25 protein-coding genes and 1 pseudogene are annotated in these 25386 nt (G+C 71.3%); 13 read left to right on the top strand and 13 right to left on the bottom strand.

The genetic code is table 11. The features are described 5' to 3' along the window. The first annotated feature begins 362 nt into the window (after positions 1-362). Positions 363-860: a hypothetical protein gene (locus tag ACEZDG_RS28320; RefSeq protein WP_380514600.1), complete on the top strand. Its 498-nt coding sequence runs from the start codon at positions 363-365 to the stop codon at positions 858-860. A 127-nt stretch (positions 861-987) separates the two neighbouring features. Here the strand turns inward: ACEZDG_RS28320 and ACEZDG_RS28315 are convergent, their stop codons facing one another. Then, positions 988-2091: a malectin domain-containing carbohydrate-binding protein gene (locus ACEZDG_RS28315; RefSeq protein ID WP_380514598.1), complete on the bottom strand. Its 1104-nt coding sequence runs from the start codon at positions 2089-2091 to the stop codon at positions 988-990. A gap of 143 nt (positions 2092-2234) precedes the next feature. Beyond that, entirely contained in the window at positions 2235-3137 is a 903-nt protein-coding gene (locus ACEZDG_RS28310; protein ID WP_380514596.1) for an alpha/beta hydrolase, read from the bottom strand. Positions 3138-3177: 40 nt separating this feature from the next. Between ACEZDG_RS28310 and ACEZDG_RS28305 the strand changes: the two genes are divergently transcribed. Further along, positions 3178-3666 (top strand): MarR family winged helix-turn-helix transcriptional regulator, encoded by a 489-nt coding sequence (locus ACEZDG_RS28305; protein WP_380514593.1) that lies wholly within the window; start codon positions 3178-3180, stop codon positions 3664-3666. A 22-nt stretch (positions 3667-3688) separates the two neighbouring features. On the opposite strand, the gene ACEZDG_RS28300 is transcribed toward ACEZDG_RS28305, so the two are convergent. From ACEZDG_RS28300 to ACEZDG_RS28290, 3 genes are all read right to left on the bottom strand, one after another. Then, the gene (locus ACEZDG_RS28300) at positions 3689-4345 is read right to left on the bottom strand and encodes a DedA family protein (RefSeq protein WP_380514590.1); all 657 of its coding nucleotides are present in this window, start codon (positions 4343-4345) and stop codon (positions 3689-3691) included. A 189-nt stretch (positions 4346-4534) separates the two neighbouring features. Beyond that, positions 4535-6469: an alkyl/aryl-sulfatase gene (locus ACEZDG_RS28295; RefSeq protein ID WP_380514587.1), complete on the bottom strand. Its 1935-nt coding sequence runs from the start codon at positions 6467-6469 to the stop codon at positions 4535-4537. Positions 6470-6655: 186 nt separating this feature from the next. After that, positions 6656-7375 (bottom strand): PRC-barrel domain-containing protein, encoded by a 720-nt coding sequence (locus ACEZDG_RS28290; RefSeq protein ID WP_380514584.1) that lies wholly within the window; start codon positions 7373-7375, stop codon positions 6656-6658. A 260-nt stretch (positions 7376-7635) separates the two neighbouring features. On the opposite strand from ACEZDG_RS28290, the gene ACEZDG_RS28285 reads away from it, so the two are divergent. After that, positions 7636-8619, top strand: coding sequence for a hypothetical protein (locus tag ACEZDG_RS28285; protein ID WP_380514581.1), 984 nt, complete (start codon positions 7636-7638; stop codon positions 8617-8619). Between the two features lie 38 nt (positions 8620-8657). On the opposite strand, the gene ACEZDG_RS28280 is transcribed toward ACEZDG_RS28285, so the two are convergent. Next, a complete protein-coding gene (locus ACEZDG_RS28280) occupies positions 8658-8999 on the bottom strand; it encodes a DUF5713 family protein (RefSeq protein WP_380514579.1) in 342 nt (113 codons plus the stop codon). Positions 9000-9192: 193 nt separating this feature from the next. Between ACEZDG_RS28280 and ACEZDG_RS28275 the strand changes: the two genes are divergently transcribed. The 5 genes and pseudogenes from ACEZDG_RS28275 to ACEZDG_RS28255 all read left to right on the top strand — a co-directional run bounded on the left by ACEZDG_RS28275 (position 9193) and on the right by ACEZDG_RS28255 (position 14451). Further along, positions 9193-10455, top strand: coding sequence for a hypothetical protein (locus tag ACEZDG_RS28275; RefSeq protein ID WP_380514576.1), 1263 nt, complete (start codon positions 9193-9195; stop codon positions 10453-10455). Positions 10456-10733: 278 nt separating this feature from the next. Then, positions 10734-11039: a hypothetical protein gene (locus ACEZDG_RS28270; protein ID WP_380514573.1), complete on the top strand. Its 306-nt coding sequence runs from the start codon at positions 10734-10736 to the stop codon at positions 11037-11039. Further along, on the top strand, positions 11036-11938 hold the full coding sequence (locus ACEZDG_RS28265) for a hypothetical protein (protein ID WP_380514570.1): 903 nt from the start codon (positions 11036-11038) through the stop codon (positions 11936-11938). The genes ACEZDG_RS28270 and ACEZDG_RS28265 overlap by 4 nt, the downstream gene beginning before the upstream one ends. A 14-nt stretch (positions 11939-11952) precedes the next feature. Further along, positions 11953-13851, top strand: coding sequence for a WD40 repeat domain-containing protein (locus ACEZDG_RS28260; RefSeq protein WP_380514568.1), 1899 nt, complete (start codon positions 11953-11955; stop codon positions 13849-13851). After that, a pseudogene (locus tag ACEZDG_RS28255) lies at positions 13793-14451 on the top strand (hypothetical protein). Before ACEZDG_RS28260 ends, ACEZDG_RS28255 begins: the two are co-directional and overlap by 59 nt. 25 nt (positions 14452-14476) lie before the next feature. Here the strand turns inward: ACEZDG_RS28255 and fahA are convergent. Genes fahA through ACEZDG_RS28240 form a run of 3 tightly spaced genes read right to left on the bottom strand, consistent with a single transcriptional unit; the run spans position 14477 to position 17792 of the window. Next, positions 14477-15694: a fumarylacetoacetase gene (fahA, locus tag ACEZDG_RS28250; protein ID WP_380514566.1), complete on the bottom strand. Its 1218-nt coding sequence runs from the start codon at positions 15692-15694 to the stop codon at positions 14477-14479. Then, positions 15691-16596: a hypothetical protein gene (locus ACEZDG_RS28245; RefSeq protein ID WP_380514563.1), complete on the bottom strand. Its 906-nt coding sequence runs from the start codon at positions 16594-16596 to the stop codon at positions 15691-15693. The genes fahA and ACEZDG_RS28245 overlap by 4 nt, the downstream gene beginning before the upstream one ends. Next, positions 16593-17792, bottom strand: a complete 1200-nt coding sequence (locus ACEZDG_RS28240; protein WP_380514561.1) for a homogentisate 1,2-dioxygenase — start codon at positions 17790-17792, stop codon at positions 16593-16595. Before ACEZDG_RS28240 ends, ACEZDG_RS28245 begins: the two co-directional genes overlap by 4 nt. A gap of 154 nt (positions 17793-17946) precedes the next feature. Between ACEZDG_RS28240 and ACEZDG_RS28235 the strand changes: the two genes are divergently transcribed. The 5 genes from ACEZDG_RS28235 (at position 17947) to ACEZDG_RS28215 (ending at position 20286) form a co-directional block, all read left to right on the top strand. Next, positions 17947-18462: an Lrp/AsnC family transcriptional regulator gene (locus tag ACEZDG_RS28235; RefSeq protein WP_380514558.1), complete on the top strand. Its 516-nt coding sequence runs from the start codon at positions 17947-17949 to the stop codon at positions 18460-18462. A gap of 75 nt (positions 18463-18537) precedes the next feature. Further along, entirely contained in the window at positions 18538-18993 is a 456-nt protein-coding gene (locus ACEZDG_RS28230) for an SPW repeat protein (RefSeq protein WP_380514555.1), read from the top strand. A gap of 210 nt (positions 18994-19203) precedes the next feature. Next, on the top strand, positions 19204-19425 hold the full coding sequence (locus tag ACEZDG_RS28225; RefSeq protein ID WP_380514553.1) for a hypothetical protein: 222 nt from the start codon (positions 19204-19206) through the stop codon (positions 19423-19425). Positions 19426-19558: 133 nt separating this feature from the next. After that, positions 19559-19930, top strand: a complete 372-nt coding sequence (locus tag ACEZDG_RS28220) for a hypothetical protein (protein WP_380514550.1) — start codon at positions 19559-19561, stop codon at positions 19928-19930. Beyond that, positions 19927-20286 carry an ArsR/SmtB family transcription factor gene (locus tag ACEZDG_RS28215; protein ID WP_380514548.1) on the top strand — a complete coding sequence of 120 codons (360 nt, stop codon included), beginning with the start codon at positions 19927-19929 and terminating at the stop codon, positions 20284-20286. Before ACEZDG_RS28220 ends, ACEZDG_RS28215 begins: the two co-directional genes overlap by 4 nt. A 51-nt stretch (positions 20287-20337) precedes the next feature. On the opposite strand, the gene ACEZDG_RS28210 is transcribed toward ACEZDG_RS28215, so the two are convergent. From ACEZDG_RS28210 to ACEZDG_RS28195, 4 genes are all read right to left on the bottom strand, one after another. After that, the gene (locus tag ACEZDG_RS28210) at positions 20338-21195 is read right to left on the bottom strand and encodes an alpha/beta fold hydrolase (RefSeq protein ID WP_380514545.1); all 858 of its coding nucleotides are present in this window, start codon (positions 21193-21195) and stop codon (positions 20338-20340) included. A gap of 11 nt (positions 21196-21206) precedes the next feature. Then, complete coding sequence (locus ACEZDG_RS28205; protein ID WP_380514542.1) at positions 21207-22163, bottom strand: alpha/beta hydrolase; 957 nt, start codon at positions 22161-22163, stop codon at positions 21207-21209. Between the two features lie 55 nt (positions 22164-22218). After that, positions 22219-22851 (bottom strand): TetR/AcrR family transcriptional regulator, encoded by a 633-nt coding sequence (locus ACEZDG_RS28200; protein WP_380514540.1) that lies wholly within the window; start codon positions 22849-22851, stop codon positions 22219-22221. 108 nt (positions 22852-22959) lie between these two features. After that, entirely contained in the window at positions 22960-25266 is a 2307-nt protein-coding gene (locus tag ACEZDG_RS28195) for a HelD family protein (protein WP_380514537.1), read from the bottom strand. Positions 25267-25386 lie beyond the last annotated feature (120 nt).

Here is a 25386-nt window from a genome sequence, read left to right as displayed (position 1 = left end):
ATGGTCGGTCCGGGCGGCCGGGCACGCCCCTGGCATGGGCCGGACAGGGCATCGGGCTCCGCCGAACGGGGTGACCGCGGCAGCGTCCGCCACACGATCGGCCCACCCCGGCGCACGATCGGCCCACCTCCGCACCTGCTGACCGCGCGTCAGCAGACGTCCCGTGAGCTGCGCGGACGTACGGGATCTGACGGCCGGTCGGGTGACGGGGCGTCGGCCGACACCCCGGTTCCCGTGGTGCGGCCGGCATCCGACTGCGGTCTGGTGGGTGGAGTGGGCCACTGGTCCCAGGTTCCGGGCCCCGAGACCCGGGGCCGAGGATGCGCCTGCCGTTGATCCGTCCTCCCTGGAAAGGCTGTTCCATGCGTACTGCGCGTACCCTCGCCGCCGTCGGTCTTACCGCTGCCGCGATAGCCCTGCCCTCGTCGGCCGCCTTCGCGGCCGGGAACCAGAACCAGATCGAGACCTCGCCCTCGACCGTGGCCCCCGGCGGAACGGTCACCCTGAGCACCGCGGTGACCTCGTGCCCGAAGGACAGCACGCTCAAGGTGACCGAGCAGAACAACGGCTGGGCCGCGACGCTGACCAAGGGCACCATGTCCCTGGTCGGAACACTGCAGGTGCCCGCGAGCGCCAAGCCCGGCGCCTACACCATGGTCGGCAGCTGCCCCACCGGCGGCCTGATCATCGCGGGTGGGTTCACCGTCTCCGGCGGCACCCCGGTCGGACCGGTCGGGACCGGCATGGGCGGCAGCATCGGCCCCGACACCGCCGAGCTGGCCGGCGGCGCCGGCCTGGCCGCCGCGGCCCTCGTGGGCGCGGTCGCGCTCAAGCGCCGCCGCACCGGCGGCGACGTCTGATCGCCAACTGACCGTGCGTCATGCATGCGCCGTGGGACGCAACGCGGCTCGGGGTGGGCACCGGCCCTGGCGCACCTCGCGCAGGCCGGCACCCACCCCGTCGTCCCGTCGTGCCGTCATCCCCCGATCAGCCGGCCGGCACCAGCACGATCGCGTTGACCTGGGGCTGGTTCGCACCGTCCCGGGTGAAGTCGAACGTCACCGTGCCCGAGGCGTCGACGGTGACCGGGAAGTCCCGCTCCACCCCGAACGCCTCCTGGCCGTCCGCACCGGCATTGATGGCCGTGCCGATGATATCGAAATTCGTCAACACCTTCGTACCGTTCACCGCCACATCGAACTCACGCTGACCCGCATGCGTGAAATACCAGTCCATGAAATACAACCGCGCCTGATACGACACCCCCGGCGTCAGACCAGGAACCACATAGTGCGACTCACCCACCCGCGACGTATTCCACACCGACGCCGCAATGGGATGCGCAACCGTCGGCCCCCAGTTCGGGAAAGTCGCCGCCCCACCCGGCAACGAATCCGCACTACCCCCACTGCCGTACGCATCCGCCACAAACCCACCGCCCCCGGCACCACCCAGATCGATCGACACCCCATTGCTGTTGGCGGGCACCAGCACGATGGCGTTGACCTGGGGCTGGTCGGCCCCGTCCCGGGTGAAGTCGAAGGTGGCCGTGCCCGAGGCGTCGACGGTGACTGGGAAGTCCCGCTCCACCCCGAACGCCTCCTGGCCGTCCGCACCGGCATTGATGGCCGTGCCGATGATATCGAAATTCGTCAGCACCTTCGTACCGTTCACCGCCACATCGAACTCACGCTGACCCGCATGCGTGAAATACCAGTCCATGAAATACAACCGCGCCTGATACGACACCCCCGGAGTCAGACCAGGAACCGCATAGTGCGACTCACCCACCCGCGACGTATTCCACACCGACGCCGCAATAGGATGCGCAACCGTCGGCCCCCAGTTCGGGAAAGTCGCCGCCCCACCCGGCAACGAATCCGCACTACCCCCACTGCCGTACGCATCCGCCACAAAGCCGCCGCCCCCGGCACCACCCAGGTCGATCGACACCCCGCTCGCAGTGTCCGCGTGGGCGGGCAGGGCGTTCACCAGGCCGTTGAGCAGAACGCCCAGGATCAGGGCCAGGACGGCCAGCAGAGCGAGGTGTGCGCGGCCTGCGGCCGGATGCGCAGCGAAACGTTTGCTCATGGATGCTCCTCATGTCTTCAGACGGGTGGGTGTGACGAAAGAAGCCTTGGAGAGCGCTCTCCGAGCCGTTTCCAGTGTTGCCTCCCAGCAGACGGACCGTCAAGAGTGCCGCATAACGCGCAAAGCGCCGAAGCCCTTGCCCGCTACGCCCCGGTGCGGACGTGCTGGGCGAGGAAGAGGGCCGCGCGATCCAGCGCCTCGTCGGCCTCGTCGAGCACGCCGGTGAACGACTGGAACACATGGGGCACGTCCGCGGTGATGTCGAGGATCACATCCACGCCGGCATCCCTCGCGCGCACCGCCAGGCGGGTGGAGTCGTCCAGCAGCACCTCATTGGCGCCCGCCTGCAGCAGCATCGGCGGGAAGCCGGTCAGGTCGGCGAGGACCGCCGGGCTGATCAGGTGGTGTCGCGGGTCGCGCCCCGCGAGGTACAGGTCCTTGGTGTGCTCCAGCTCCTCGCGCGTGAAGATCGGATCGATGCCGGCCTTGGTGTCCATGCTCGCTCCCGTCCGGGTGGCGTCGAGTCCGGCCGAGAACGCCAGGATCGCGGCGGGCAGCGGGAGGCCCGCCTCACGGGCGGCAAGGCAGGTGGTGACGGTGAGGCCGCCGCCGGCCGAGTCCCCGGCGAACACGACGGTCGAGGGGTCCTCGCCGCTGTCGAGTAGTGCGCGGTAGGCGCGCAGCGCGTCGTCGATCGCGGCCGGGAACGGGTGCTCGGGGGCGAGTCGGTAGTCCAGCGACAGGGCCCTGAAGCCGGTCCTGGCCACCAGGCTCCCGGTCAGCGACAGTGCGGTCTCGGGCGAACCGAACACAAAGGAGCCGCCGTGGAAGTACAGGATGGTGCCCGTGCGCGGGTTGGCGACCGGCTCGACGAGCAGCGCCGGACGGTCACCGAGCGTCACCGCTGTGGTGCGAATGCCGTCCGGGACGATCATCTCGGCCATGATCGCCCTGAACCCGGCCCGGATCTCCTCGACCGACTGCGGCTCCGCGGGACGGGGCTGCCGCAGCATGGCGTCGACGGCCGCGCGTTGTTCCTTGCTCATGGTGCTGCCTCCAGAAGTAGATTCCGCTACAGTATCTTCCATGGCATATAAGTCAACCGGCGGCCCGATCGACCTGCCGAGCCTCTTCTCCGACCTCGTCCGATGCGAGACGCGGCTCTACAACGCCCTCAACGACCGGCTCCGCGAGCGGCACGGGATCGTCACGTCCCAGTTCGAGTTCCTGAGCTACCTCCGTGACCGTCCCGGGGCGCGGGTGGCCGATGTCGCCGCCGAGTTCGCCATCGGGATCGGGGCGACCAGCAAGAGTGTCGACCGTCTGGAGAAGCTGGGGTGGGTGGTCCGGCAACCGAACCCCTCGGACCGCCGGTCGTCGTTGCTGGCCCTGACCGACGACGGCCTGACCCTGGTCGACGCGGCGGCGGAGACCTTCGCCGAGCACTTGGCCGAACTGCTCGGAGGCATGGTCGGAGACGTGCCCGGGGCGTCCCGCATGTCGGCCGTCGCCCAAGTCCTCGCGGAGCTCCGCCGCGCGCTGGAACGCGACCAGATCGGCATGCCCACCGGCTGAGTGAGCGGTCCGTACTCCCGGGTCAGCGACTGCCGCTGCCGCTGCGGCGGGCCTGCCAGAGCTGGACCACCAGCGGCAGCAGCGAGACCGCGACCACCGCGGCGACGATCGGCAGCAGGTAGCGCTCGACCCCGGGTACCGAGGCGCCCAGCACGTAGCCGGCCAGCACCAGCCCCTGCGACCAGACCAGCGAACCCACCGTCTGCCACAGCGTGAAGGTCCGCACGGGCACCTCCAGCGCGCCGGCCAGCGGGCTGACCACCGTGCGCGCCATCGGCACGAACCGGCTCAGCACGATCGCCCGGCGCACCCCGTACCGGGTCAGCAGTTCCTCGGAGCGCGCCACCCACCGCTTCACCTGCCGGTTCCCCCCGCGCGACAGCAGCGCGCGACCGCTGTGCCGTCCGATCCAGAAGCCCAACTGCGCACCGGCCACCGCGCCGACGGCCGCACACAGCAGCACCTGCCAGAGCACCAGATGCGGACCGCTCCGCTGTCCCGTGCCACAGAGGACCCCGGCCGGGAACAGCAGCGTGTCCCCGGGCAGGAAGAAGCCGACGACCAGCAGCCCCGACTCGGCGAACAGCACGATCAGCACGCCGAGCGCACCGAAGGCCGCCAGCACGGACGTGCCGTTCACCATCGGTCCCGAGGCCGTGACCATGCTCAGAACGTCCATGGCCAACGGCTGCATCGGGCGCATTCCTGTCCTCGGTCGACACCACGGAGTGGCTGGGGCGCGCACCCGTCTCGAACGCCCCAGCCTTTCACTCGCCGCACACCGTCACCACCACTCACACTACCCAGGTCCTGCTCTGACTGATCGTCGCAACAACAGCCCGGGCGCTGTGCTTCCCCGCTTGCGGGCTCAGGGGGTGACGATGGCGAAGTTCGGGTCGAAGGTGTCCAGCAGGCCGGCATAGGTCTGCAGGATGCCCTCGTCGCCTTCGAGCTTGATCTTTCCGGCCTGGGCGAGCTGTCCCGCGCTCGCGGGCTGCAGCAGTACGCCGGCCAGCGCGGACTTGGGCCCGGTGACGGTGAGCCCGGTGTCGGACGAGGCGCCGGGGCGGGCGTTGAGCACGCCGTGGCCGATCCACATGGTCCAGGTCTGGCCCTGGTCCCGGCCCTGTCCCTGGTCCCGGCCCTGGTCGGTGAAGTGGAAGTCGATGCGCAGGTCGGTGCCGGCGGCCCTGGGGCCGTCGACGTGGACGGCGGCGTAGTCGAAGAGGATGTCGATCGGCATCGCCAGGATGGTGTCGGGGCTGGCGGTGGCGAAGGTCGCGGGCTGGACGCCGGTGCGGAGCTCCTTGGCCGCGGTGAGCAGGATGCCGCGCCACTGCGGGCCCTCGGCCTGGTAGCCCATCTGCTCATAGGCGTCGGCCTGCAGTTCCCGGGCGGCCTGGTGCTCGGGCTGGGCGAAGACCAGGGTGTGCAGGATCTGGGCCGCCCAGCGGTAGTCCCCGGCCTCGAAGGCGCGTCGGCCCTCGGCCAGGACCTGCTCGGCGCCGATCAGGTCGACGAAGCGGCGGGCGGACTCGACCGGCGGGTGCGGGTGCAGCGAGACCGGGTCCCCGTCCCACATGCCCAGTTCCTTGGTGAACACCGCCCGCACATCGTGGTGCAGGGTGCCGTGGTAGCCGCGGTTGAACCACTTGCGGCCCAGCGCCTCCGGCAGCTCGATCTCCTCGGCCGCCTCCAGCGGGGTGTAGCCCTGGTTGGCCAGGCGCAGCGCCTGGTCGTGGACGTACTTGTAGGTGTCGCGCTGGGATTCGAGCAGGGTGACCACGCCGTCGTTGCCCCAGACCGGCCAGGTGTGCGGGCCGTAGTGCACCTGGGCGGCATCGCCCCAGCGCTGCAGGGTCTCGTCCAGGTAGCGGGCGAAGTTGCGGGCGTCGCGGGTACGGGCGCCGCGCAGCGTCTGGATGTTGTGCAGCGAGTGGTTGGCGTTCTCCGCGCAGGTCAGCGCGGCCAGTTGCGGAATCCAGATGTGCATCTCCTCGGGCGCCTCGGTGTCCGGGGCGTAGAGGAACTCGAACTCCAGCCCGGCCAGTTCGCGCCTGGTGCCGGTCTCGGTGATCCCGTCCGTCGGCGAGAGGTAGGAGACGGTGACACCGGGGACGGTGGTGATACCGATGCCGCAGGTGACATGGCCGGTGGCGTCCAGGTCGAGCAGGCTGCCGAAGGCGTAGGACGCGCGGCGGGACATGGCGTTGCCGGCGATCACGTTCTCACCCAGCGCGTACTTGTCGAAGGAGGCGACGGTGCCGGGGGCGATGACCGGCACCTTGCCCGACGCCACGTCAGCCGGGTCGACCACGCCCTTGACGCCGCCGTAGTGGTCGATGTGGGTGTGGGTGTAGATCACGGCGACGACCGGCTTGTCGCTGACATGCTCGCGGATCATGGCCATGCCCTGGGTCGCGGCCTCGACCGAGGCCATGCAGTCGATCACCACGAGCCCGTCCTCGCCCTCGACGACGGTCAGGTTCGCGATGTCGTTGTTGCGCACCTGGTAGAGGCCGTCGACCACCCGGTACAGGCCGCCCTTGCGGATCAGCTGGGACTGCCGCCACAGGCTCGGGTGCACGCTGTCGGGGGCGGGGGCGTCCTCGGCCAGGTAGTCGAACCGGGCCGGGTCGAAGATGACCCGCCCGTCCGTGGCGTACAGCTTGTCCGGGAACGGCGCGAGCAGGTCGCGGTCGGCGTCGGCGAAGTCCTGCCGGTCGTCCATGTCGTACCGGGACACTGCCTCGCGGTTCGCGGCGGCGGTCGCGGCGGTGGCGTCCTTCGGGCTGTAGGACATGGCGGGCCGGCCTCTCTGTCGGTCGCGACCGTCCGTGACCTGCGGCCCCTGCGGCAGCGACGCTCTGCTGTGCCTGCCCTCAGGCTTTCCCGGACCCCCGGGCTCGGCAAGGCGGATCCGCCATTAGGGGCAGGGCTCAGCAGAAGGGGAGACGCCGCGCCCCACCGCCGCCGTGTGTTGGGGGTGTCAGCCCGCCAGGTCCACCGGAGGCAGGTCTCCCAGCTCGGCCTTGGACAGGGCGACCCTGACGCCGCCGCCCTCGTAACTCACGGCGCGGATCGGGATGGCCACCGTCTTCTTCCCCCACAGGTGCCCCTCCTGGAGCAGCACATGGGTGACGCCGTGGTCGCGCGGGTCGATCACCAGGCCCTGGACCCGCCCGATCTCGCCGTCGGTCGCCGCGACCCGCTCGCCCCTGCGGATCTGCACCTCGCCGCTGGGCACCCGGTCGTAGGTCGTGGTGCCCGGGCCCTCCCCGATCGGCACGATGCCGGGCATGCCCATACCGATGGCGCCGGTGCCGGCGCTCGCGCCCAGGCCGAAGTAGGGCCAGACGATCATCTGCTCCGGGGTGTAGCCGAGGCCGTCCTCGGCGCCCGGCAGGAACTCGGTCTCCTCGGCCGCCTCCAGCCGAGCGAACTCGCGGGTCGTGCAGCCCAGGCGAATGCCGCCGCTGCCGCCACTGCCGGAGCCGTCGGAGCCGCCCGTGCCACCCGTGCCACCCGAGTCGTCGACCAGGTCGACCGGGACCAGCCGCTGGATCTCGTGGCCCGGGTCGACCACGAGGTGGGTGAGCCGCCGGGCCACCGGGTCGACGACCACCCGGTCCAGCCTGCCGCACTCGCCGTCCTTGCAGTGGACCTCGGTCCCGATGGCGTACTGCGTCGTCGCTGCTTCGTCACTCATGCCGTCGTCCTTTCCACGCTCACGTCCAAGCGCACGCGCACGCTCACGTCCACGCGCACGGTGTCACGGTGTCCGGACCTGGCGTCTTCCCGGCGGGGGCGGACGGAAACCGGGCTGGCGGTGCGGCCGACCGGGCGGGCATCGCGGCGGCCAAGCACTTCGTCTCCCAACTGCCGCTCCAAACCTTGACGTTGGCCACGCGGGCCCCTACGTTGGGGCCGCCGAGAGAGCGCTCTCTCACCAATGCTTGGGGGTAGGCAATGGAACTTCGCCCGATCACCGGAAGACGCCGCATCGCCGCGCTGGTCACCACCGTCACCGCCGTCGCCGGCGCCATGGTCCTCGCGCTGACACCGGGTACGGCCTCGGCGGTCACCACCTGGCACACCGGCAGCGGCCGGCCCGCGCTGGCCGTCGTCGGCAACCGGCTGTACGTCGCCTGGGCCGGCAGCAGCGGCACCGCCGCGGCCAAGGAGCTGGTCTTCGGCTACTCGACCAACCAGGGTGCCGACATCGTCAAGCTCGACAGCACCGAGCACGTGCCGCAGGACGAGGGCGCGGCCATCGACGGGGACGGCACCGGCGCGTACGTCGCCTGGCCGGCCGGCGACAACGGCGACACCCTGACCGCGTTCTACTACAGCGGCACGGCCAAGACCTGCCGCACCGCGTTCACCGGTGTGACCAGCCCGCATGCGCCCGCCCTGGTCAACGACCGGGCCGGCAACCGCTACCTGGCCTGGACCGACCCGTCCGGGCACGTCAATGTCGGCCGCCTCGACAGCAGCGGCTGCGCGACCACCCACACCCTGGCCCTGACGGACCGCCATACCTTCGCCGACACCTCCCCCGCCGGCCCCGCCCTGATGTTCGACGAGAGCGGCAGCAGCAACCTCGGCGTCGTCATCGCCTGGACCGGCACCGATCCTGCCCACACCCTCGACGTGGCCACCTACAACAGCAACGGCACGCTGACCGCGCGCTCCCACGTCACCTCCCCCGTCGGTGCGACGGACGGCCCCGGGCTCTCCTTTGCCGACAGTGATGTCTACATCGGCTTCCGCGGCACCGACGGCGGTTTCCACCTCGCCTACTCCGAGGGCTGCAACCCCACCTGCTTCAATGACGCGAGCAGCGGAAACCCGCAGGCCAGCGGCGGTATCGGCATGGTCGGCGGCTATCGCGTCGCCAACCTGTGGTCCTACTTCGACGCCACCGGCCACCTGGTCATCAGCCACTTCTGACGCCTGACGCCGGATGCCTGATGCCGGGTCAGCGGGCGTCACCAGTCCCGGGCGGCGATCAGTTCCTCGATGTCGGCCTCCGCGAATCCGTACGCGGAGGCCACGAACCAGAAGTCCTCGGCTATCTCCTCCCGGGCGACGGTCTCGATCTCGCTCCCCGCCGCCTCGAACTCCGCTTCCAGCGCGTTGAATTCCTCCGTCGCCACCTCGGTGAGCGCATAGAGCGCGGCGAGGTCCGCCGGCTGCTCGGCCTCGATCCGCGCGCACAGCCTCAGCAGGATCGCCTTCCCCTTGTCGACGACATGGTCGGGGAAGTACCCGTCCGCGTACAGCAGTCGTAGAAACGCATGCCCTGCCACCTGCTGGTTTGTGATCGACACAGCGATCCCCCCATCCCTTGAAGACCCTGCTGCAATCCTGCACCACACCACTGACAACAGCGGGTGGGGTTTTCCCCACCCCGCTGGCCCCACCCCGCTCCGGGGCGCAGCCCCATGGGAACGGCGGTCGTGGCGCGGAAGAGTAATGCCTCGTCAGCAGCTCTCCCGCGGTCCCGAGAAGGCGAACACGACGATGCCCCTCAGCAAGCGCAGCTCACGCTCCCGTGCCCGCACCCTCACCGTCGCCACGCTCTGCGTGTGCGCCGCGGTGGGTTCGGCGGCGCCGACGCTGGCCGCCGGACAGGTCCACCACGCGGGACTGCAGCGTGGCGCGCTGCTCTCCGCCACCGAGGTGGAGGGTTTGGACGCCGCGGAGGCCACCGCGTACGTCCGAGGCATGGGCTTCGCCGCCCCGGCCGCCCAGCACGGCGTCGACGTCTACCGCGTCACCTACCGGACGATCGGCCCGACCGGCCTGGCCACCATCGCCAGCGGCGTGGTCGCACTCCCCCGCGCCGCGTCCCGCCACGGCCGCCTGCAGGGGCTCCGCACCGTGGAGTACACCCATGGCACCCTCCCCTACCGCGGCGACGCGGCCTCGGTCACCGACGGCCCCGACCGCGCGGTGACGGTGATGTTCGCGGGTGCGGGCTTCGCCGCCGTCGCCCCCGACTACCTCGGGCTGGGGGTCGGCCCCGGGCAGCACCCCTACATGGACATCAACTCCGAGACCACGGCCTCGGTCGACCTGCTCAAGGCCGCGCGGACCTTCGAGGCCGGGAAGCGGGCCACCCTGGACGGCAAGGTCATGGTCACCGGCTTCTCCCAGGGCGGCACCGCCGCGCTGGGCCTGGGCCGGGCCCTGCAGCGCGACGCCGTCCCGGGCCTGCGGCTCGCGGCGCTGGCCCCGGTCAGCGGCCCGTACGACCTCAGCGGCGCCGAACTGCCCGCCGCCTTCGACGGGCGGCTCGCACCGCCGACCGCGACCTTCTACCTCGCCTATGTCCTGACCGCCTGGAACCGGTTGCACCATCTCTACCGCTCGCCCGCCGAGGCGTTCCGCGCCCCCTACGCCGGCACCGTCGAGGCCCTGTTCGACGGCAACCACACCGACGAGCAGATCGCGGCCGGCCTCCCCGGCACCCCGGAGGAGCTGCTCACCCCGCAGTTCATCCACTACCTGAAGCACCCCACCGGCGTCCTCGCCCAGATCCTGCGCACCGCGGACACGGTGTGCACGGACTGGGCCCCGCGCGCCCCGATCCGCCTCTACGACGCCGACCTCGACCGCGACGTGGCCGTCGCCGACACCCTCTCCTGCCAACACAGCCTGGCCGCCAACGGCGTGACCGCGCCGATCGTCAACGCCGGCAACGTCGACCACATCGGCTCCGCCCTGGCCTCCTACCCGAAGATCCTGCACTGGTTCAGCCAACTGACACCCACTCAGCAGTGACGCCGCCCTTCGATATCCTGGACCAGCGCCGACGTGAGCGGTTCTGTGCGGGCGGATGCACTCATGCCTGGCACCAGTTGAGGACGTGATCCGGGACCGCCCCGGTACGTGCCCGGATCTACCAACCGTCAACCCTCGCAGCTGAGTTCGCCCAGGTAACGGGTGGGGAAACTTCCTCAGACCCGGGCATTCCCGACGCCGACGACAGTATCGTGGTGCTGACGGCGAGGGGGGTCCGTATGGCGCGCTCTGTTCGATGGGGTCTGGTCGTTCTTGCGGTGGCTGCCGCCTACGTGCTGGCGGTGTGGTTGGCCGCCTCGGTCCGGGTGCCGTTCGGGCCGACGATGGAGGCCGACCGCTGGGTGGTCGACGCCGGATTCGCGACCGCGCTGTCGGCCGCCGTACTGACCTGGGCCGGCTGGTGGATGGACCGCGGCGAGCGGAGCGAGAAGGCGTCCGAGTCGACGGGCTCGGACGGCCGAAGCATCGTCTTTCACAATGAGCACAACACCCACTACGGGCCCACGCACACCGGCAGCGGCAACCAGTACAACACTCCGCCGAAAGAGGAGGAGGCCTCATGAGCAAGCGAAGAGAGCCTCCCAGCGGTGACCACTTCGACAACAGGGACAACACCCACCACGGGCCGACGCACACCGGCAGCGGCGACCAGACCAATTTCTTTCTCGCAGTGCCGCGGTGGTGGATTTACGGCCTGTCATCCGTCGTCGTCGCCGCCGCGATCACGGTGGCGATCCTCTTCCGGTCCGGCCCCGGAACCGGGGTGCCGGTTGCGAAGGGCTCCACTTCGCCGAAGGGCTCCACATCGTCACAGCACGCGGCCGAGGATCTGGAGACGCAGGCGAGCTGGTGCTGCAAGTTCGCCACCGTTCTCGCGAGCACCGGTTTCTACTGGCCAGGGACATCGGCCACCCTCACTACCGCGTTGGCGCCCACGGGAACTGCGCTCGATCCGGCGACGCTCATGCCGGCCGGGCTGGGGCTGATCGAGATCTTGCTGCAGACCAGCGGCACTGAACCGATCATGGTCGAGCCACCGAAGGCGATCGTTCGGACCCGCTCCCCGAACCTGCGCGACGGCGTAGTCGCCATCCTGCCGCGGGGTGGCCAGGGTGGCGGGGCCGCAGCCCAGTTCGAGGCGGACGTCGACGACACCGCGCCGGTCACCAGACCGGTCGGATCAGCCAACGCGCAGGGCGCCAACTACCAGTACGTGTCGGCCAACAGCCCCGAGGTGATGACGCTGTTCGTCGCCGACACGCACTACGACTGCAGCTTCGACGTCCAACTGACCTGGCTGGAGCAGGGCGTCACACACACGGCACTGCTGACCAACGGCGGCCGCCATTTCCGCATGGTCGGGTCCGAAGGCCTTCTCTGGTACGCCGGCGACCCGAGACTCGGGGCCCCATTGGCTCGGGTAGCGGGCAAGCCCTTCTCCTATTACGCCCAGGCCAAGTGAGGATGGAGAACGCATTGGCGCTCAAGGCACGCAGACGCCGGTGGATCGCGGTGGCCTGCATCGCGGTGGCCGCACTGGTCTCGGGCACAGTCGTCGGAGTCCGGCTCCTCTCCTCCAGCGGGGCCAAAGCCCCCTTGGGCTCTTCCGGCGGGGCAAAAGTCCACCTGGGCGTGGTCGTCGGGCTTCAGGTCGACGATCCGGTCGACGCCCTGCGGTTCAGCCCGAACGGCAAGTTACTGGCAGCCAGGCTGGAGACCGGTACCGTGCAGTTGCGGAACGCGGCCACCGGTGTGCTGCTGAAATCGGTGGGAGCGCCTGATGCCGTGGGCGCCGGCACCTACCCGACACTGGCCTTCAGCCCGGACAGTGGGACCATCGCGATAGGGGCCGAACCGAAGAACGGTGCCTCCGAGGTCGAGCTGATCAGTGCCGCCACCGGCAAGGTGACCGCGTCGGTGGCAGTCGGCGCGGGAGAGATCCACGGCCTCGCCTACAGCCCCGACGGCAAGACCTTGGCCGTCGCCGCAGGGTCAGAACTAATCTTCTGGAACTCCGCCACCCGCGCAACCGTGTCCGTGGCCACGAAGCAGTTCGACTTCACGGGCGACTCCATTTACGTCAACTACAGCGCCGACGGCAAGTCCCTCGTCGACGCGAACAATGAGGGCAATGTGCGGCTCTGGGACGTCGTCAAGAACGGGTTCACCAAGTCCACGACACTGAAAGCAGCCTCGGTCTCCGGTGCGTCAGTCAGCCGGGACGGCAACACCGTGGTGCTTTCCGGCAACATATCAGGCTACAAATCCAACGGAGCCGGCTACTCGAATCCGGAGGTATGGCTCTGGCACCCGGCCGGCGGGACCACCACGCCGGTCCCGATCACCGCACCGCGGAACGGAGCGGAGGACAACGTCGAGGAGCAGGCGCTCAGCCCTGACGGGAAGCTGCTGGCAACCGGCGACGACTTCGGGGCCATCGCCCTGTGGAGCACCGATTCCGGCCGGCTGGTGGCCAACGACCAGGCCCCCGCCGCCGTCCTCTCGATATCCGCGATGGCCTACGCACCGGACGGCAGGTCGCTGGCGACCGCGCAGTCCTCGGGGCGGACGGCGACCATCCAGCTGTGGAACCTCTACTCCTCGTCCGGGCACGCGTCCGGGCACGGTCCGGCCTCCGCGCCCCCGAACAGCTCCGGCCCGGCCGAGCCGCCACTCCGCGCGGGTGTGTACAACGTGGCCCGGAAGATCACGACCGAAGGCAGCTGGATCGTCACGCTGGACAGCGTCCAGGTGGCCGCGGACGGGCAGACGACCTTCGTCTTCTCGGCCACCAACACCAGCACGGTGGCCGGCCAGGTGTCCTGCGCCGGTTCCCAGGCCCCGCTCGGGGCCTCCATCAACCTGGCTTCCGGGAAGGTGCTCAACTCCACCTCCGCCTACTGCCCGGACAATCCTGACCAGGACGCCATCAGCGTGCCGTCGCAGAGTGCCCTCCGGGCCTACGCCGTGTTCGCGAACTCCCAGGGCCTGGGGCAGCCCTTCACCCTCACCTGGTCCGGGCCGAGCGGCCTGTCCGGAGCCGCGGCGAACGTGACGCTGGGCTCCCCGGCGGCCCTCAGCCCCAGTCCGTCCTCCCCGGCCTCTGCCGCAGGCGTGACCTGCGGGAGTGTCGGCACCGGCCCGCTCGGCGATCCGCTTCGACTCGTCATCAACTCCGGCCAGGTCACCTGCGCCCAGGCACAGCGTGTGCTCAAGGACTACCGCGCCACGAAGGACCGTCAGGGATCGGGAGGCTTCGCGACCGTGGACGGCTGGAGCTGCGGCCACAACAGCATCGCCGGGTACGGTGAGACCCATGAGTTCGAGTCCTGCCAGCACGGCAGCGACCAGCTCTCCACCGTCGGGACACCCTGACGTGCAGTTCGGGGACGGGTTGCGGGCGGAGTTGGGGCGGCCTCGGCGGGCGCGTCGGCTGGCGAGCAGCCCGCGTTCGCGGGTGTGGCGGGTCCAGTTGGACGGGCGGTCCGCGGTCGTCAAGCAGATCGTGGACGGTCCCGACGCCGCGCGGCGCTATGCGCGCGAGGTGGCCGCGCTGCGGCTCGCCGCCCGGGCCGAACCGGCCGTGGTGCCCGCGCTGCTGGGTACGGATCCCGGCAGGCGGATGCTGGTCCTGGAGCAGCTGGAGCACCGCGCGCCCCGGCCCGACTGGACCGTCGACTACGCCGCCGCACTGGCCCGGCTGCACGCCACCGGGACCCGTGCGGCGACGCGCTGGTGGAGCGGGACCGGCGGGAGACTGTCGACCATCTGGCCCGGATCCCGGGCCGCGAATGGGGCTGGGGCACCGCGACCGCGCGGCAGCGGCTGCTCCACCGCCTCGGCGTCGTCGCCGACCTGACGACCGATCGCACCGACCTGCGCGGCCTCCACCGCCTCAGCGCGGACCTGCGGCAGCGCGTCCGGGCCCGCTGGCCCAGCCTGACACCCGTACCGTCACAGCGCCCACCGGCCTAGGTCTGTCCGGCCGGTCCTGAACACCTCACGCAGCGGGCAGGATCCGGCCGGTCACCTCGCCCAGGCCGATCCGGGTGCCGCCGGGCCCCGGGGCGGTGGCGGAGATGACGACCTCGTCGCCGTCCTCCAGGAAGGTACGGGTGCTGCCGTCGGGCAGCTTGATCGGTTCGGTGCCGTTCCAGGCCAGCTCGATCAGCGAGCCGCGCTGGTCGTGGGCCGGGCCGCTGACGGTGCCCGACGCGAAGAAGTCACCCGCCCGCAGCCGGGCGCCATTGGCGGTGAGGTGCGCCAACTGCTGGGCCGCGGTCCAGTACAGGCTCGCCGCCGGCGGACGGGACAGCAGGTGGCCGTTCAGCCGGACCTCCAGGGTCAGGTCCAGCCCCCACGGCGGCGCGTCCTGGTCGTCCAGGTAGGGCAGCAGCGGCACGTCCCTGGGCGGCGGGGTGGTGCGGGCCTGCTCCAGCGCCTCCAGCGGGACGATCCACGGGGAGACCGAGGTGGCGAAGGACTTGCCCAGGAACGGGCCGAGCGGCACGTACTCCCAGGCCTGGAGGTCGCGCGCGGACCAGTCGTTGACCAGGCAGACGCCGAAGACGTGCTCGGGGAACTCGGCCAGGGAGACCGGTCGGCCGAGCTCGGTGGGCGCGCCGACCAGGAAGCCGACCTCCGCCTCGATGTCCAGACGCCGCGAGGGCCCGAAGCTGGGGGCCTCGTCCTCGGGGGCCCTGCGCTGCCCGTTCGGACGCACCACCTCGGTACCGGAGGCCACCAGCGACCCGGCCCGGCCGTGGTAACCGATGGGCAGGTGCTTCCAGTTGGGCGTCAGCGCGGGCGAGCCGGGCCGGAACAGCGCGCCCAGGTTCGCGGCGTGGTGCTCGGAGGCGTAGAAGTCCACGTAGTCGGCGGGTTCGAACGGCAGGTGCAGGCTGACCTCGGCCAACGGGTGCAGCTGCGGCTCGATCGCGGGCCGGTGCGCGGGGTCGGACAGCCAGCCGGTGACCGTGCGGCGCAGCGCGGTCCAGACCGGGCGCCCGGCGCCGAGCAGCGGCGTCAGCGAGGCGGCGTCCAGGTACGCGTCCCGCAGGCCGGTCGCGCGGGCCGCCGCGCCGAGGTCGAGCACCTGGTCGCCGATACGCACGCCCAGGCGGTGCCGGCCGTCGGGCAGGCTGAAGACGCCGTAGGGCAGGTTGGCGAGGCCGAACGGGCTGTCGTCCGGCAGGTCGAGCCAGGTGTGGCCGGTCATGCGGGCTCCGTGGAGTCGTGGTGGGCGATCAGGCCGAGCGCGGCCAGGTCGTGCAGTGGTTCGGCGATGTCGCAGGTGCCGTAGGCGGTGAACATCTCCCGCACCGAGTGGACCTGATGATCGCTCAACCGCCGCAGCTGCGCGGCCAGCACACGCCCGTCGCGTTCGTCCAGGACGCTGCGGACACGGGCCGGGTCGGCGCCGTCCAGGGCCGCGTAGGTGGCCGCGAGGATGTTGAGGAAGCCGTGATGGGTGAAGCCGGTCCGCGGGTCGGTGTGCCGGACCGCCCGGTGCAGCCCTGCGGTGCACTTGAACGGCAGGCCGCGCGCGACGCAGCCGCGTACGAAGCGGGCCAGCTCGTCCACGCTCGGGAACGCCTCGGCGACGGTGCCGCCGGTGCGCAGCTTGGCCCGGTGGCGGGAGTCGGCGACGGCGTCGAGCGCCGCCTCCAAGTCCTGGTCGCGCGGGATCTCCACCACACCGGCGGCGGGCAGCTCCGGCAGCATGGCGTCCAGCGCCTTCACCGCCTCGACCGGGTGGCCGCCCGGCCCGCAGGCCAGCTCGGCGCCGACGACCCGCAGGCCGGCGGCCTGCGCGGCGGCCAGGGCAGGCCCCAGCGTCTCCGGGCCGCCGGGGAGGACCAGCACCACTGGGCCGGGGTCCCCCGCCCGGCCCACCGCCGCCAGCTGCGCGGCACCGACCAGGAACGGGCCGACCAGCGGCGCGTACCAGGAGGCACGGTGACCGCGGTGGGCCGGTACGGCCCGCTCGGCCGGCAGATTTCCGGGCGGGAACATCGCCGCGTCGTCGCACAGGCCCGCGAACAGCTCCGGGACGACCGGCCTCGGAACGCCCGGCCTCGGGACGACCGGCTCCGGGTTCCGGACGCCACCGCCGCTCACTGCGCGGGCCCCCGTCCGGACCAGGTCCAGGCGTAGCCGGGGTCGGCGCAGGCCAGGCCGCCCTCACCGAGCTGCAGCGGGCGGAAGGTGTCGACCATGACCGCGAGTTCGTCGAAGAACTCGGCGCCGATGCTGCGTTCGTAGGCGCCGGGCTGGGGTCCGTGGGTGTGGCCGCCGGGGTGCAGCGAGACCGAGCCCTGGGCGATGCCGGAGCCCTTGCGGGCCTCGTAGTCGCCGCCGACGTAGAACATCACCTCGTCGCTGTCGACATTGGAGTGGTAGTAAGGCACCGGGATCGACAGCGGGTGGTAGTCCACCTTGCGCGGCACGAAGTTGCAGATCACAAAACCCTCGCCCTCGAACACCTGGTGGACCGGCGGCGGCTGGTGCAGCCGCCCGGTGATCGGCTCGAAGTCGGAGATGTTGAAGGTGTAGGGGTAGAGGCAGCCGTCCCAGCCGACCACGTCGAAGGGGTGCTCCGGGTAGGTGTAGCGGGTGCCCGCGATGCCGTCCGGGGTGCGGTGCTTGACCAGCACCCCCACGTCCTGCCCGGTGGTCTGCAGCGGTTCGACCGGTCCGTGCAGGTCGCGTTCGCAGAAGGGGGCGTGCTCCAGCAGCTGGCCGTACTTCGACAGGTAGCGGCGGGCGGGTGTGATGTGGCTGTTGGCCTCGATCAGATAGACCCGCAGCGGCCCTTCGCCGTCCGGTACCCAGCGGTGGGTGGTCGCCCGGGGCAGCAGGACGTAGTCGCCCTGACGCACCGGCAGGGCGCCGAAGACCGTCTCCACCACGCCCGCCCCCGCCTCGACATAGGCGCACTCGTCGCCGATCCCGTTGCGGTACAGCGGTGAGGGCGCGCCGGCGACCGCGTAGGACAGCCGGACATCGGCGTTGCCGAGCACCAGGCGGCGGCCGGTGACGGCGTCGGCGGCCTTCCACTCCTCGCCCGCGGCGAGCTCGTGCAGCCGCAGATGACGGGGGATCAGCGGGTGATTGCTGGTCAGGGCCTGGTCCGGCAGCTCCCAGACCGAGGCGTCGACGAGGGCCGAGGGCAGATGGCGGTGGTAGAGCAGCGAGGAGTCGGAGGAGAAGCCCTCCTCCCCCATCAGCTCCTCGAAGTACAGGCCGCCGTCGGGTCGGCGGTGCTGGGTGTGCCGCTTGGGCGGGACCGAGCCCAGTGCGCGGTAGTAGGCCATGGCCTGCTCTCCTCGGTTGCTCTCCTCGGCTGCGTCTCCTGGCGCTGCACGGCATGCGCTATGCGGCAGTAGACGGCCCAGGTAGGCCGTCTGACAACCTCCCTCTGACAGACTGGGCAATCTGTACAGTTCATCGCCGCAGCAAGGGGTTGACATGGAAGAACAGCACAGGAGTCTGGACCAGCTGGACACCCTGTTGATCCGCACCATGCGGGAGCAGCCCCGGGTCGGCTTCCTGGAGCTGTCGCGCCGCACCGGCGTCTCCCGGGCCACCGTCCAGGCCCGGGTCAGCCGCCTGGAGACGGCCGGCGTGATCACCGGCTACGGACCGGACCTGGACCTGCCCGCGGCCGGCTATCCGGTCCTGGCCTTCGTCACCCTGCAGATCGCCCAGGGCGGCCTGGACGAGATCGCGGCGGAGCTGGACCGGGTCCCGGAGGTGCTCGACGCCTACGGCACCACCGGCTCCGCCGACGTCGCCTGCCGGGTGGCCGCCGGCTCGCACCAGCATCTGCAGGAGGTGCTGATCCGGATCAACCGGATCCCGGCGGTGGTCCGGTCGACCAGCGAGGTCGCCCTGTCCGAGGTGGTCGCCCCGCGCTGCCTCCCGCTGCTGGAATCAGGACAGCTCCCCCGCCCCACCCGGGTCCCGGCGTATCGCACTGGCTGAGCCAGGCGGGAGTAAAACCTTGTAAAAAGGGTGATAATCGGTGTATCTGCAATCCTTCGGGAGGAAGTGAGTTGGATGTCTGACCTTGGGCATCGCACTCCTGACATCAGCGGCCATCCGGATGCCGCTGAGATGCGGGAGCGGTACGCGCAGGTGTTGGGTGGCAGCAGGGCCGTCGCCATCGACGGCCTGATGCTGCTGACGGGGCTGTACGCGGCGATCTCGCCGTGGGTGGTGCACTTCCACGGCACCAACCCCGAACTGTCCGCGAACAACCTGATCATCGGTATCGCCCTGGCCGCGTTCGGACTGGGGCTCGGCACGGTCGGTGAGCGGATGTACCCGCTCGGCTGGACGGCGGCCGTGCTCGGCGTGTGGATGATCATCTCGCCGTGGGTCGTCACCATCGGCCACAGCCCCACCTCGGGGATGATCTGGAACAACGTGCTGATCGGCGCCGTCGCCTGCGTGCTGGGCCTCGCCGCCTCCGGGATGACCATGCTCGGCGCCCGCCGCGGCAGCAACACCTAGTACCGGTCCGGCAAGTACCGGTCCGGCCCCGGCGACCCCGCCGCTGCCGGACACCAGCAGCCTGCGGCCACGTCCTCCGGCGTCGGCCGCAGGCTGTCGTGTCCGGCGGGTCCCGAACTGACGCATCCTTCAATCCGCTGGATGATGGCTCATACACGAATACCGGAGTCGGTCAGGGCGTGCGGTCGGCAGCAAGCGGGAGGTACCGGGATGGACGAGTTCAACCAGGGGCTGGTCGCGCGGGTGCAGGCGGCACGGCGCGGCGTGCAGGAGGCCGTGGCCTCGCACAATCCGGCCGCGGTGTCCACGGCGGTCGACGAGCTGGAGGACGCGCTGCGGTCGGCACGGGAGAACGGCCTGGAGGTCCCCCCGACCGGGGCGGAGGACGCGGCAGCGGCCAGGACCGAGCCCACGGCCGGGCCCGTCCCGTAACCGCCCCGTCCCGCAACCGCCCAGGCGGGGCGCCGCGGACGCGCCGGGGCAGAGTACACCGGGCGGTTCCGCGAGTTGCAGACTTCTGCAATTCATTCAGGGCGTAGTCGTTCGACTGCCTAGCGTTACTCCCATGGCGAATACGGAGATCGCGCTCAAGGAAGCAATGATGATCGAGGGCGCGCTTGGCGTCGCCCTCGTCGATGTGAACAGCGGAATGTCGCTGGGAGCGATGGGGGGCGGCAAGGACCTGGACATGGCGGTCGCCGCGGCCGGAAACACCGACCTGGTCCGGGCCAAGCTCCGGGTCATGGAGATGCTCGGCCTGACCGGGACCATCGAGGACATCCTGACCACCCTCAGCACCCAGTACCACGTGATCCGCCCGCTGACCGCGCACAGCGGCGCCGGCCTGTTCCTCTACCTGGTCCTGGACCGCAAGCGCGCCAACCTGGCCCTGGCCCGCCGCCAGCTGCAGCTGGTCGAAGCCGGCCTGGACCTGTGACCCAGCCACCGCTCTACCAGGTCAAGGCCGAGTTCTTCCGCCTACTCGGCCACCCGGTCCGGATCCGGGTCCTGGAACTGCTCCAGGACGGGCCGGTGCCGGTCCGCGACCTCCTGGCCGACATCGGGGTGGAGCCGTCCAGCCTGTCCCAGCAACTGGCCGTCATGCGGCGCTCGGGCCTGGTCACCTCCACCCGCCGGGGCACCACCGTGCTCTACGCGCTGGACAGCAGCGACGTCGCCGACCTGCTGCGGGTGGCCCGGCGCATCCTCACCACCATGCTCGCCGACCGGCAGGGAGTGCTGGAGCAGCTGCGCGAGGCCGACGCCCCGGCGGTGGCCCAGCGGCGGACCTGACCTGCCAGCAGACCTGACAGCTACCGCCGGGCCGAGTCGAGCGGGCCGGACTCAGTCGGAGTCATGGGTGAACTCACGGATGGCCCGGGCCAGCCCCGCCGGCTGGTCCAGCGGCAGGAGGGTGTAGCTGTCGTCGATCTCGACCAGCCGTCCCTGCGGAAGGAGCGCGGCCAGGCGCCGTCCGTGCTCCGGCGGCATCACCCGGTCGCCGGCGGCCCAGACCACCAGGGCCGGCTGCTTGAAGCCGGTCAGCCGCTCGGCCGCGGCGATCAGCAGGTCCGGGTCCGCCGCTGCCGCCCGCAGCAGCCGTACCGCGTCGCGGCGGATCTCCGGCTGCTTCAGCACGGGCCGCAGCCACCGGGCGGTGGCGGCGTCCCCGCGTTTGGTCAGCCACCCGAAGGCGATCGGCAGCCGCCGCATCGCCCGGAGCCGCATCTGCTGCATGAACAGCCCGAACAGGCGGGGCGGGAGCTTGCCGCTGAGCACCAGCGTCCGGCCGGTCAGCCCCGGCGGGAAGTTGTCGAACCCCTCGCAGGAGGCGAGCACGATCCGCCCCACCCGGCCGACGCCGACAGCGTCAGCCCCCTCGGCGATCAGCAGTTGGACCAGCGCTCCGCCCGTGTCATTGCCGACCAGGGTGACGTCCCGCAGGTCGAGGCGTTCGAGGAACTCCCCGACCAGCCGGGCGATCCCGGGCAGCGACAGCTCGGCGTCGGCGTGCGCCGGGCGGCGGTGGGCGCCGAGGGGCAGGGTGGGTGCCAGGCAGCGGTGGTCGGCGGACAGGTCGGCGACCGGTCCGTCCCAGAGCGAGGCGTCCATCATCAGCCCGTGCAGCAGCACCACGGTGGGGCCGTCGCCGCCGGTGTCCAGGTACTCCACGGTTCCGGCGGAGAGCTCGATCTCGCTCATGGCCGTCCCGCTCATGACCGGCGGCGCGGCGACGGGTCCGCATCGAGCAAGTTGCGTTGCAGAAAGGACAGTTCGGCGTCGACGATCTGCTCATGGCCGCCCAGGAAGGGCTCGTAGTGCCCACCGGGGATCCGGACCAGCTCCGCACAGGGTGCCCGCTTCGCCGCGGCGACGGAGGGCTCGCACAGCGCCGACTGGTCCTGTTCGCAGACCACGACCAGCAGCGGGCACCGCACCTTGGGCGCGTCGCGGCCCGGCCGGTAGAAACCGAGCCGCAGCGCCGAGCGGGCGGCGACCGCCTGCTGCCAGTCGGGGTACCTGTTGCCCGGGTTGAGCACCCTGTCGCTGTCGAGCGCGTCCGGTGTCGTCAGCATCGCCACCGTTCCCGGCGGCCCGACCAGCGGCACCAGCAGCGGCGGCCGGCCGACCAGGCCGCCGAGGGCGTCCAGGATGCCCAGGGCGGTCACCCGCAGCATCGCCAACGGTTTCTGATGGTGCATCAGGTTGCGTGCGCCGGCCACGCCGTCGGCGTTGGGCGTCTGCGCGATCGCCGCCGCGAGCTGCGGATTGCGCGCCGCGACCTGGAAGACATAACCGCCGGAGACGGAGAAGCCCCAGGCGGCGATCCTGGCCGGGTCGACCTCCGGCAGGGTGGCCGCGAACCCGATCGCGGCCTGCCAGTCGGCGAGTTGGTCGCTGACCCGCACCACCTGGCGCGGCTGCCCGCCGCTCTCGCCGAGGCCGCGGTAGTCGAAGGCGAGGACGCTGAACCCGGCCTGGTGGAACCGCTTGGCGAACGGGTCGGTGCCCGGCTCCTTGGTCACCGCGAAGCCGCCGGCCATGATCACGCAGGCGCCGTTGGTCCCCGGGTAGTGCCAGGCGGCGCAGTCGGCTCCCCCGCTGATGAAACGAACCTTCTCGCGTTGCACGGACACCTGCATGCCGACCTCCGAGTGGACGTTCTTCATCCTCCAAAAAGTGAACCACGTGGTTCGCAACCTGTCCATCCCGGCCCGAGCCGGGCTACGCCTCGGCGGCCTCCTCCCGGTCCAACGCGCGGACCAGGGCGTCGAACCCGGCGGCGACCCCCTCGGCGTCGCCGCTGGTCCGCGAGTCGACCAGGAAGCCGCGCAGCGTCGCGAGGATCATCTCCGCGACCTCCAGCTTGCGCCGGTCGGACCAGTGCTCCGGGCAGACCGACAGCAGGTACGGCAGGTACTGCTGCGACGCGCCCCGGCCGAGTTCCGCATAACGCTCGGAGTCGTACATCGCCAGGCCGATGGCCTGGTCGAGCACCCGCGCCTCGGCGCCCACCAGCACCGGCCACACCACCCGCACCCACTCCCCCAGCGGCAGCCGGGTCGGCCCCCGGGTCGCCGCGGCCAGCGCATTGTCGATGCGCCGGTCGCGCAGCTTGAGGATCGCCTGCACCAGCAGGTCGTCCGCCCCGTCGAAGTGGTAGAGCAGCACCTTGTGGGTGGTGTCGGCCGCCCGCGCGGCGCGGCGCAGCGAGAAGTCCACCAGCCCGTTGACCGCGAGGTCGTCGGTGACCCGGTCGAGCAGTTCCCTGCGCCTGGCCTCGCCGCGCGGCGACCCCGTCGATCGCCGGTAGCCCGCTCGTCCCTGTGAGCCGTCGTCGGCAGAAGTGTTCGTCACCTGCACAGCTTCCACGATCCGGGGTCCGCACGCACCGAACCCCCCGCCCCGCCCCACCCTCGCGTCGCGGCGCGGGGGTGGGGGTTGGGCAGTGGTGCGGTGTCCGGCTCAGCGGGGGTCCAGGCCCTCCAGCAGCTCCGGCAGTTCCCCGCTGTGGATGACCCCGAGGCTCCTCGTCGCGCGGGTGAGGGCGACATAGAGGTCGTTCACCCCGCGGGCGTGCGCCGCGAGGATCTCGGCGGGCTCCAGGACCAGGACCGCGTCGAACTCGAGCCCCTTGGCCTCGGCGGCCGTCAGCAGGACCACCGGCGAGTCCAGTGCCGACGGATCGTCAATAACGGTGACGCCGTCCAACTCGACCAGCCCGTAGAACAGTTCGGCCGACCAGGTGGGCGGGTAGATGATCGCCATCCGGCCGCCGTCCAACGCGGCGACCTCCCGCTCGACGGCGGCCCGCAGCACAGACGCCCGGCCGCCCTTGGCCTCGCCCCCGCCCTCGGGGAGCAGCCGCAGGCTCCACGGGCGGATCCCGCCACTGCGCACCGCGCTGGGGGCGGTCAGCGCCGGGTCGATCGCCCGCAGGACACCCTCGGTGATCCGCATGATCTCGGCCGGGGTGCGGTAGTTGACGGTGAGTTCCACCGAACGCCAGCGTCCCGCGGTGTACTCGTCCAGCGCCTCGCCCCAGGAGTTCAGCCCGGCCGACGCGCCGGTCTGCGCCAGGTCGCCGACGATCGTCATGGAACGGCCCGGGCAGCGGCGGGTCAGCAGCCGCCAGGCCATCGGCGACAGCTCCTGCGCCTCGTCCACGATCACATGCCCGAAGCCCCAGGTCCGGTCCTCGACCGCACGCTCCGCCAGGGGCCGGAACGACTCCTCGCCGCGGTACTGGCGGGCCAGCATCGCCGCGTCCATCTCGACCAGCCCCACGCCGAAGTCATCGAGGACGATCTTCGCGAACTCCAGCTCCCTGGCGTCGGCCGCGGCATCGGTCGGACCGGCCGCACCGCGGCCGGGAAGCGGGCCGAGCAGCTCGGCAGCCTCGTCCAGCAGCGGCACATCGGCGGTGGTCCAGGCGGCCTCCTCGTCCGGGTTCACCGCCTGGCCCGGGTCCGGGGCCGGAGGCTCGCGCAGCAGCGTGGCGCGTTCGGCCTCGGAGAAGTCCGGCATGGCCGCCGCCAGCAGTTCCGGGGAGCCGAACAGCGCAGTGAGCAGCTGCTCCGGGCTCAGCAGCGGCCACAGCCGCTCCACCAGCGCCCGGACATCGGGTTCGTCAACGAGTTCGTCGGCGAGGTCCGCCACCTCGTCCAGGTCCATCCTGCCGCCCTCGCTCCTGGCGTTGCGGTCCCTGGCGATCCGCAGCGCCAGTTCCGAGGACAGCCGCTCGACCAGGGCGGGCCGGGCCAGGTTGTGGGCTTCGCCGGTCCGGTGCGCGGCGGCGTGGGCCCGCTCGCAGAGGGCCCGGCTGATCTCCAGCTGCTCCTGGTGGGCCGACCGCCGGCCCACGGTGACGGTCCAGGACTCCTCCGGCAGCTGCCGGAAGCTCTCCAGCGCGGTGGCGAGCACCCGCGCCATCCGTGCGTCGCCCTTGACGGCCGCGGCTTCGGGCGTCTCCGTGTCGGCCCCGGTCACGCCCGGGTAGAGCGCGCCGATGCTGCTCAGCACGACCTCGCTCTCGCCGAGCGCGGGGAGCACCTGGTCGATGTAGCGCAGGAACATCCGGTTCGGCCCGATCACCAGCACCCCGCTCTTGGCCAGCCGGTCCCGGTGGGTGTAGAGCAGGTACGCCGCGCGGTGCAGCGCGACCACCGTCTTGCCGGTCCCCGGACCGCCCTGGACCACCAGCACGCCGCCCAGCTCGGAGCGGATGACCCGGTCCTGCTCGGCCTGGATGGTGGAGACGATGTCGCCCATCCTGCCGGTGCGGGGCGCCGTCAGCGAGGCCAGCAGCGCGGTCTCGCCGCTGAGCTCGGAGCTGTCCCGGCCCTCCAGGGCGCTCACCCCGAAGGCGTCGTCGTCGAAGTCGACCACGGCCCTGCCCCTGCTGCGCAGATGCCGTCGCGCGGTCACCGCGCCGGGCGCGGCGGGTGTCGCCCGGTAGAAGGGCTCGGCGGCCGACGCCCGCCAGTCGGTGAGCAGCGGCTCCTGCTCCTCGTCGGCCAGGGCGATCCGGCCGATGTACTGACGTTCGCCGTCGGCGCTCTCGATCCGGCCGAAGCAGAGGCCGTACTCGGCGGCGTGCAGTTCCGACAGCCGTCGGGTGTGGTGGATCTCCAGGGTGTCGCGTTCCATCCGGGACTGACTCGTCCCGCCCTTCTCCCGGCGGTGGATCTCGCGCAGCCGGGTCGCCGCGAGTTCGCGCTGGGCATCGAGGCGGTCGTACAGCTTTCCGACGTACTCGTTCTCCGCCCGCAACTCCCCGGCTCGCCAGCCGCCGGAGGGATTGGCAACCGAATCGGATTCGAATGAGGACGATGACGATGACGTGGGGACCAACACAAACTCCCATTCACAGCACAACAGGCACAGGCCCAC

Origin of the sequence: Streptacidiphilus alkalitolerans (assembly GCF_042511045.1) — a bacterium.
In the GTDB taxonomy this organism is placed as follows: Bacteria; Actinomycetota; Actinomycetes; order Streptomycetales; family Streptomycetaceae; genus Streptacidiphilus; species Streptacidiphilus alkalitolerans.
Note: the sequence above shows the minus strand (reverse complement) of the source record. Positions and strands in the feature narration are given on the sequence as shown.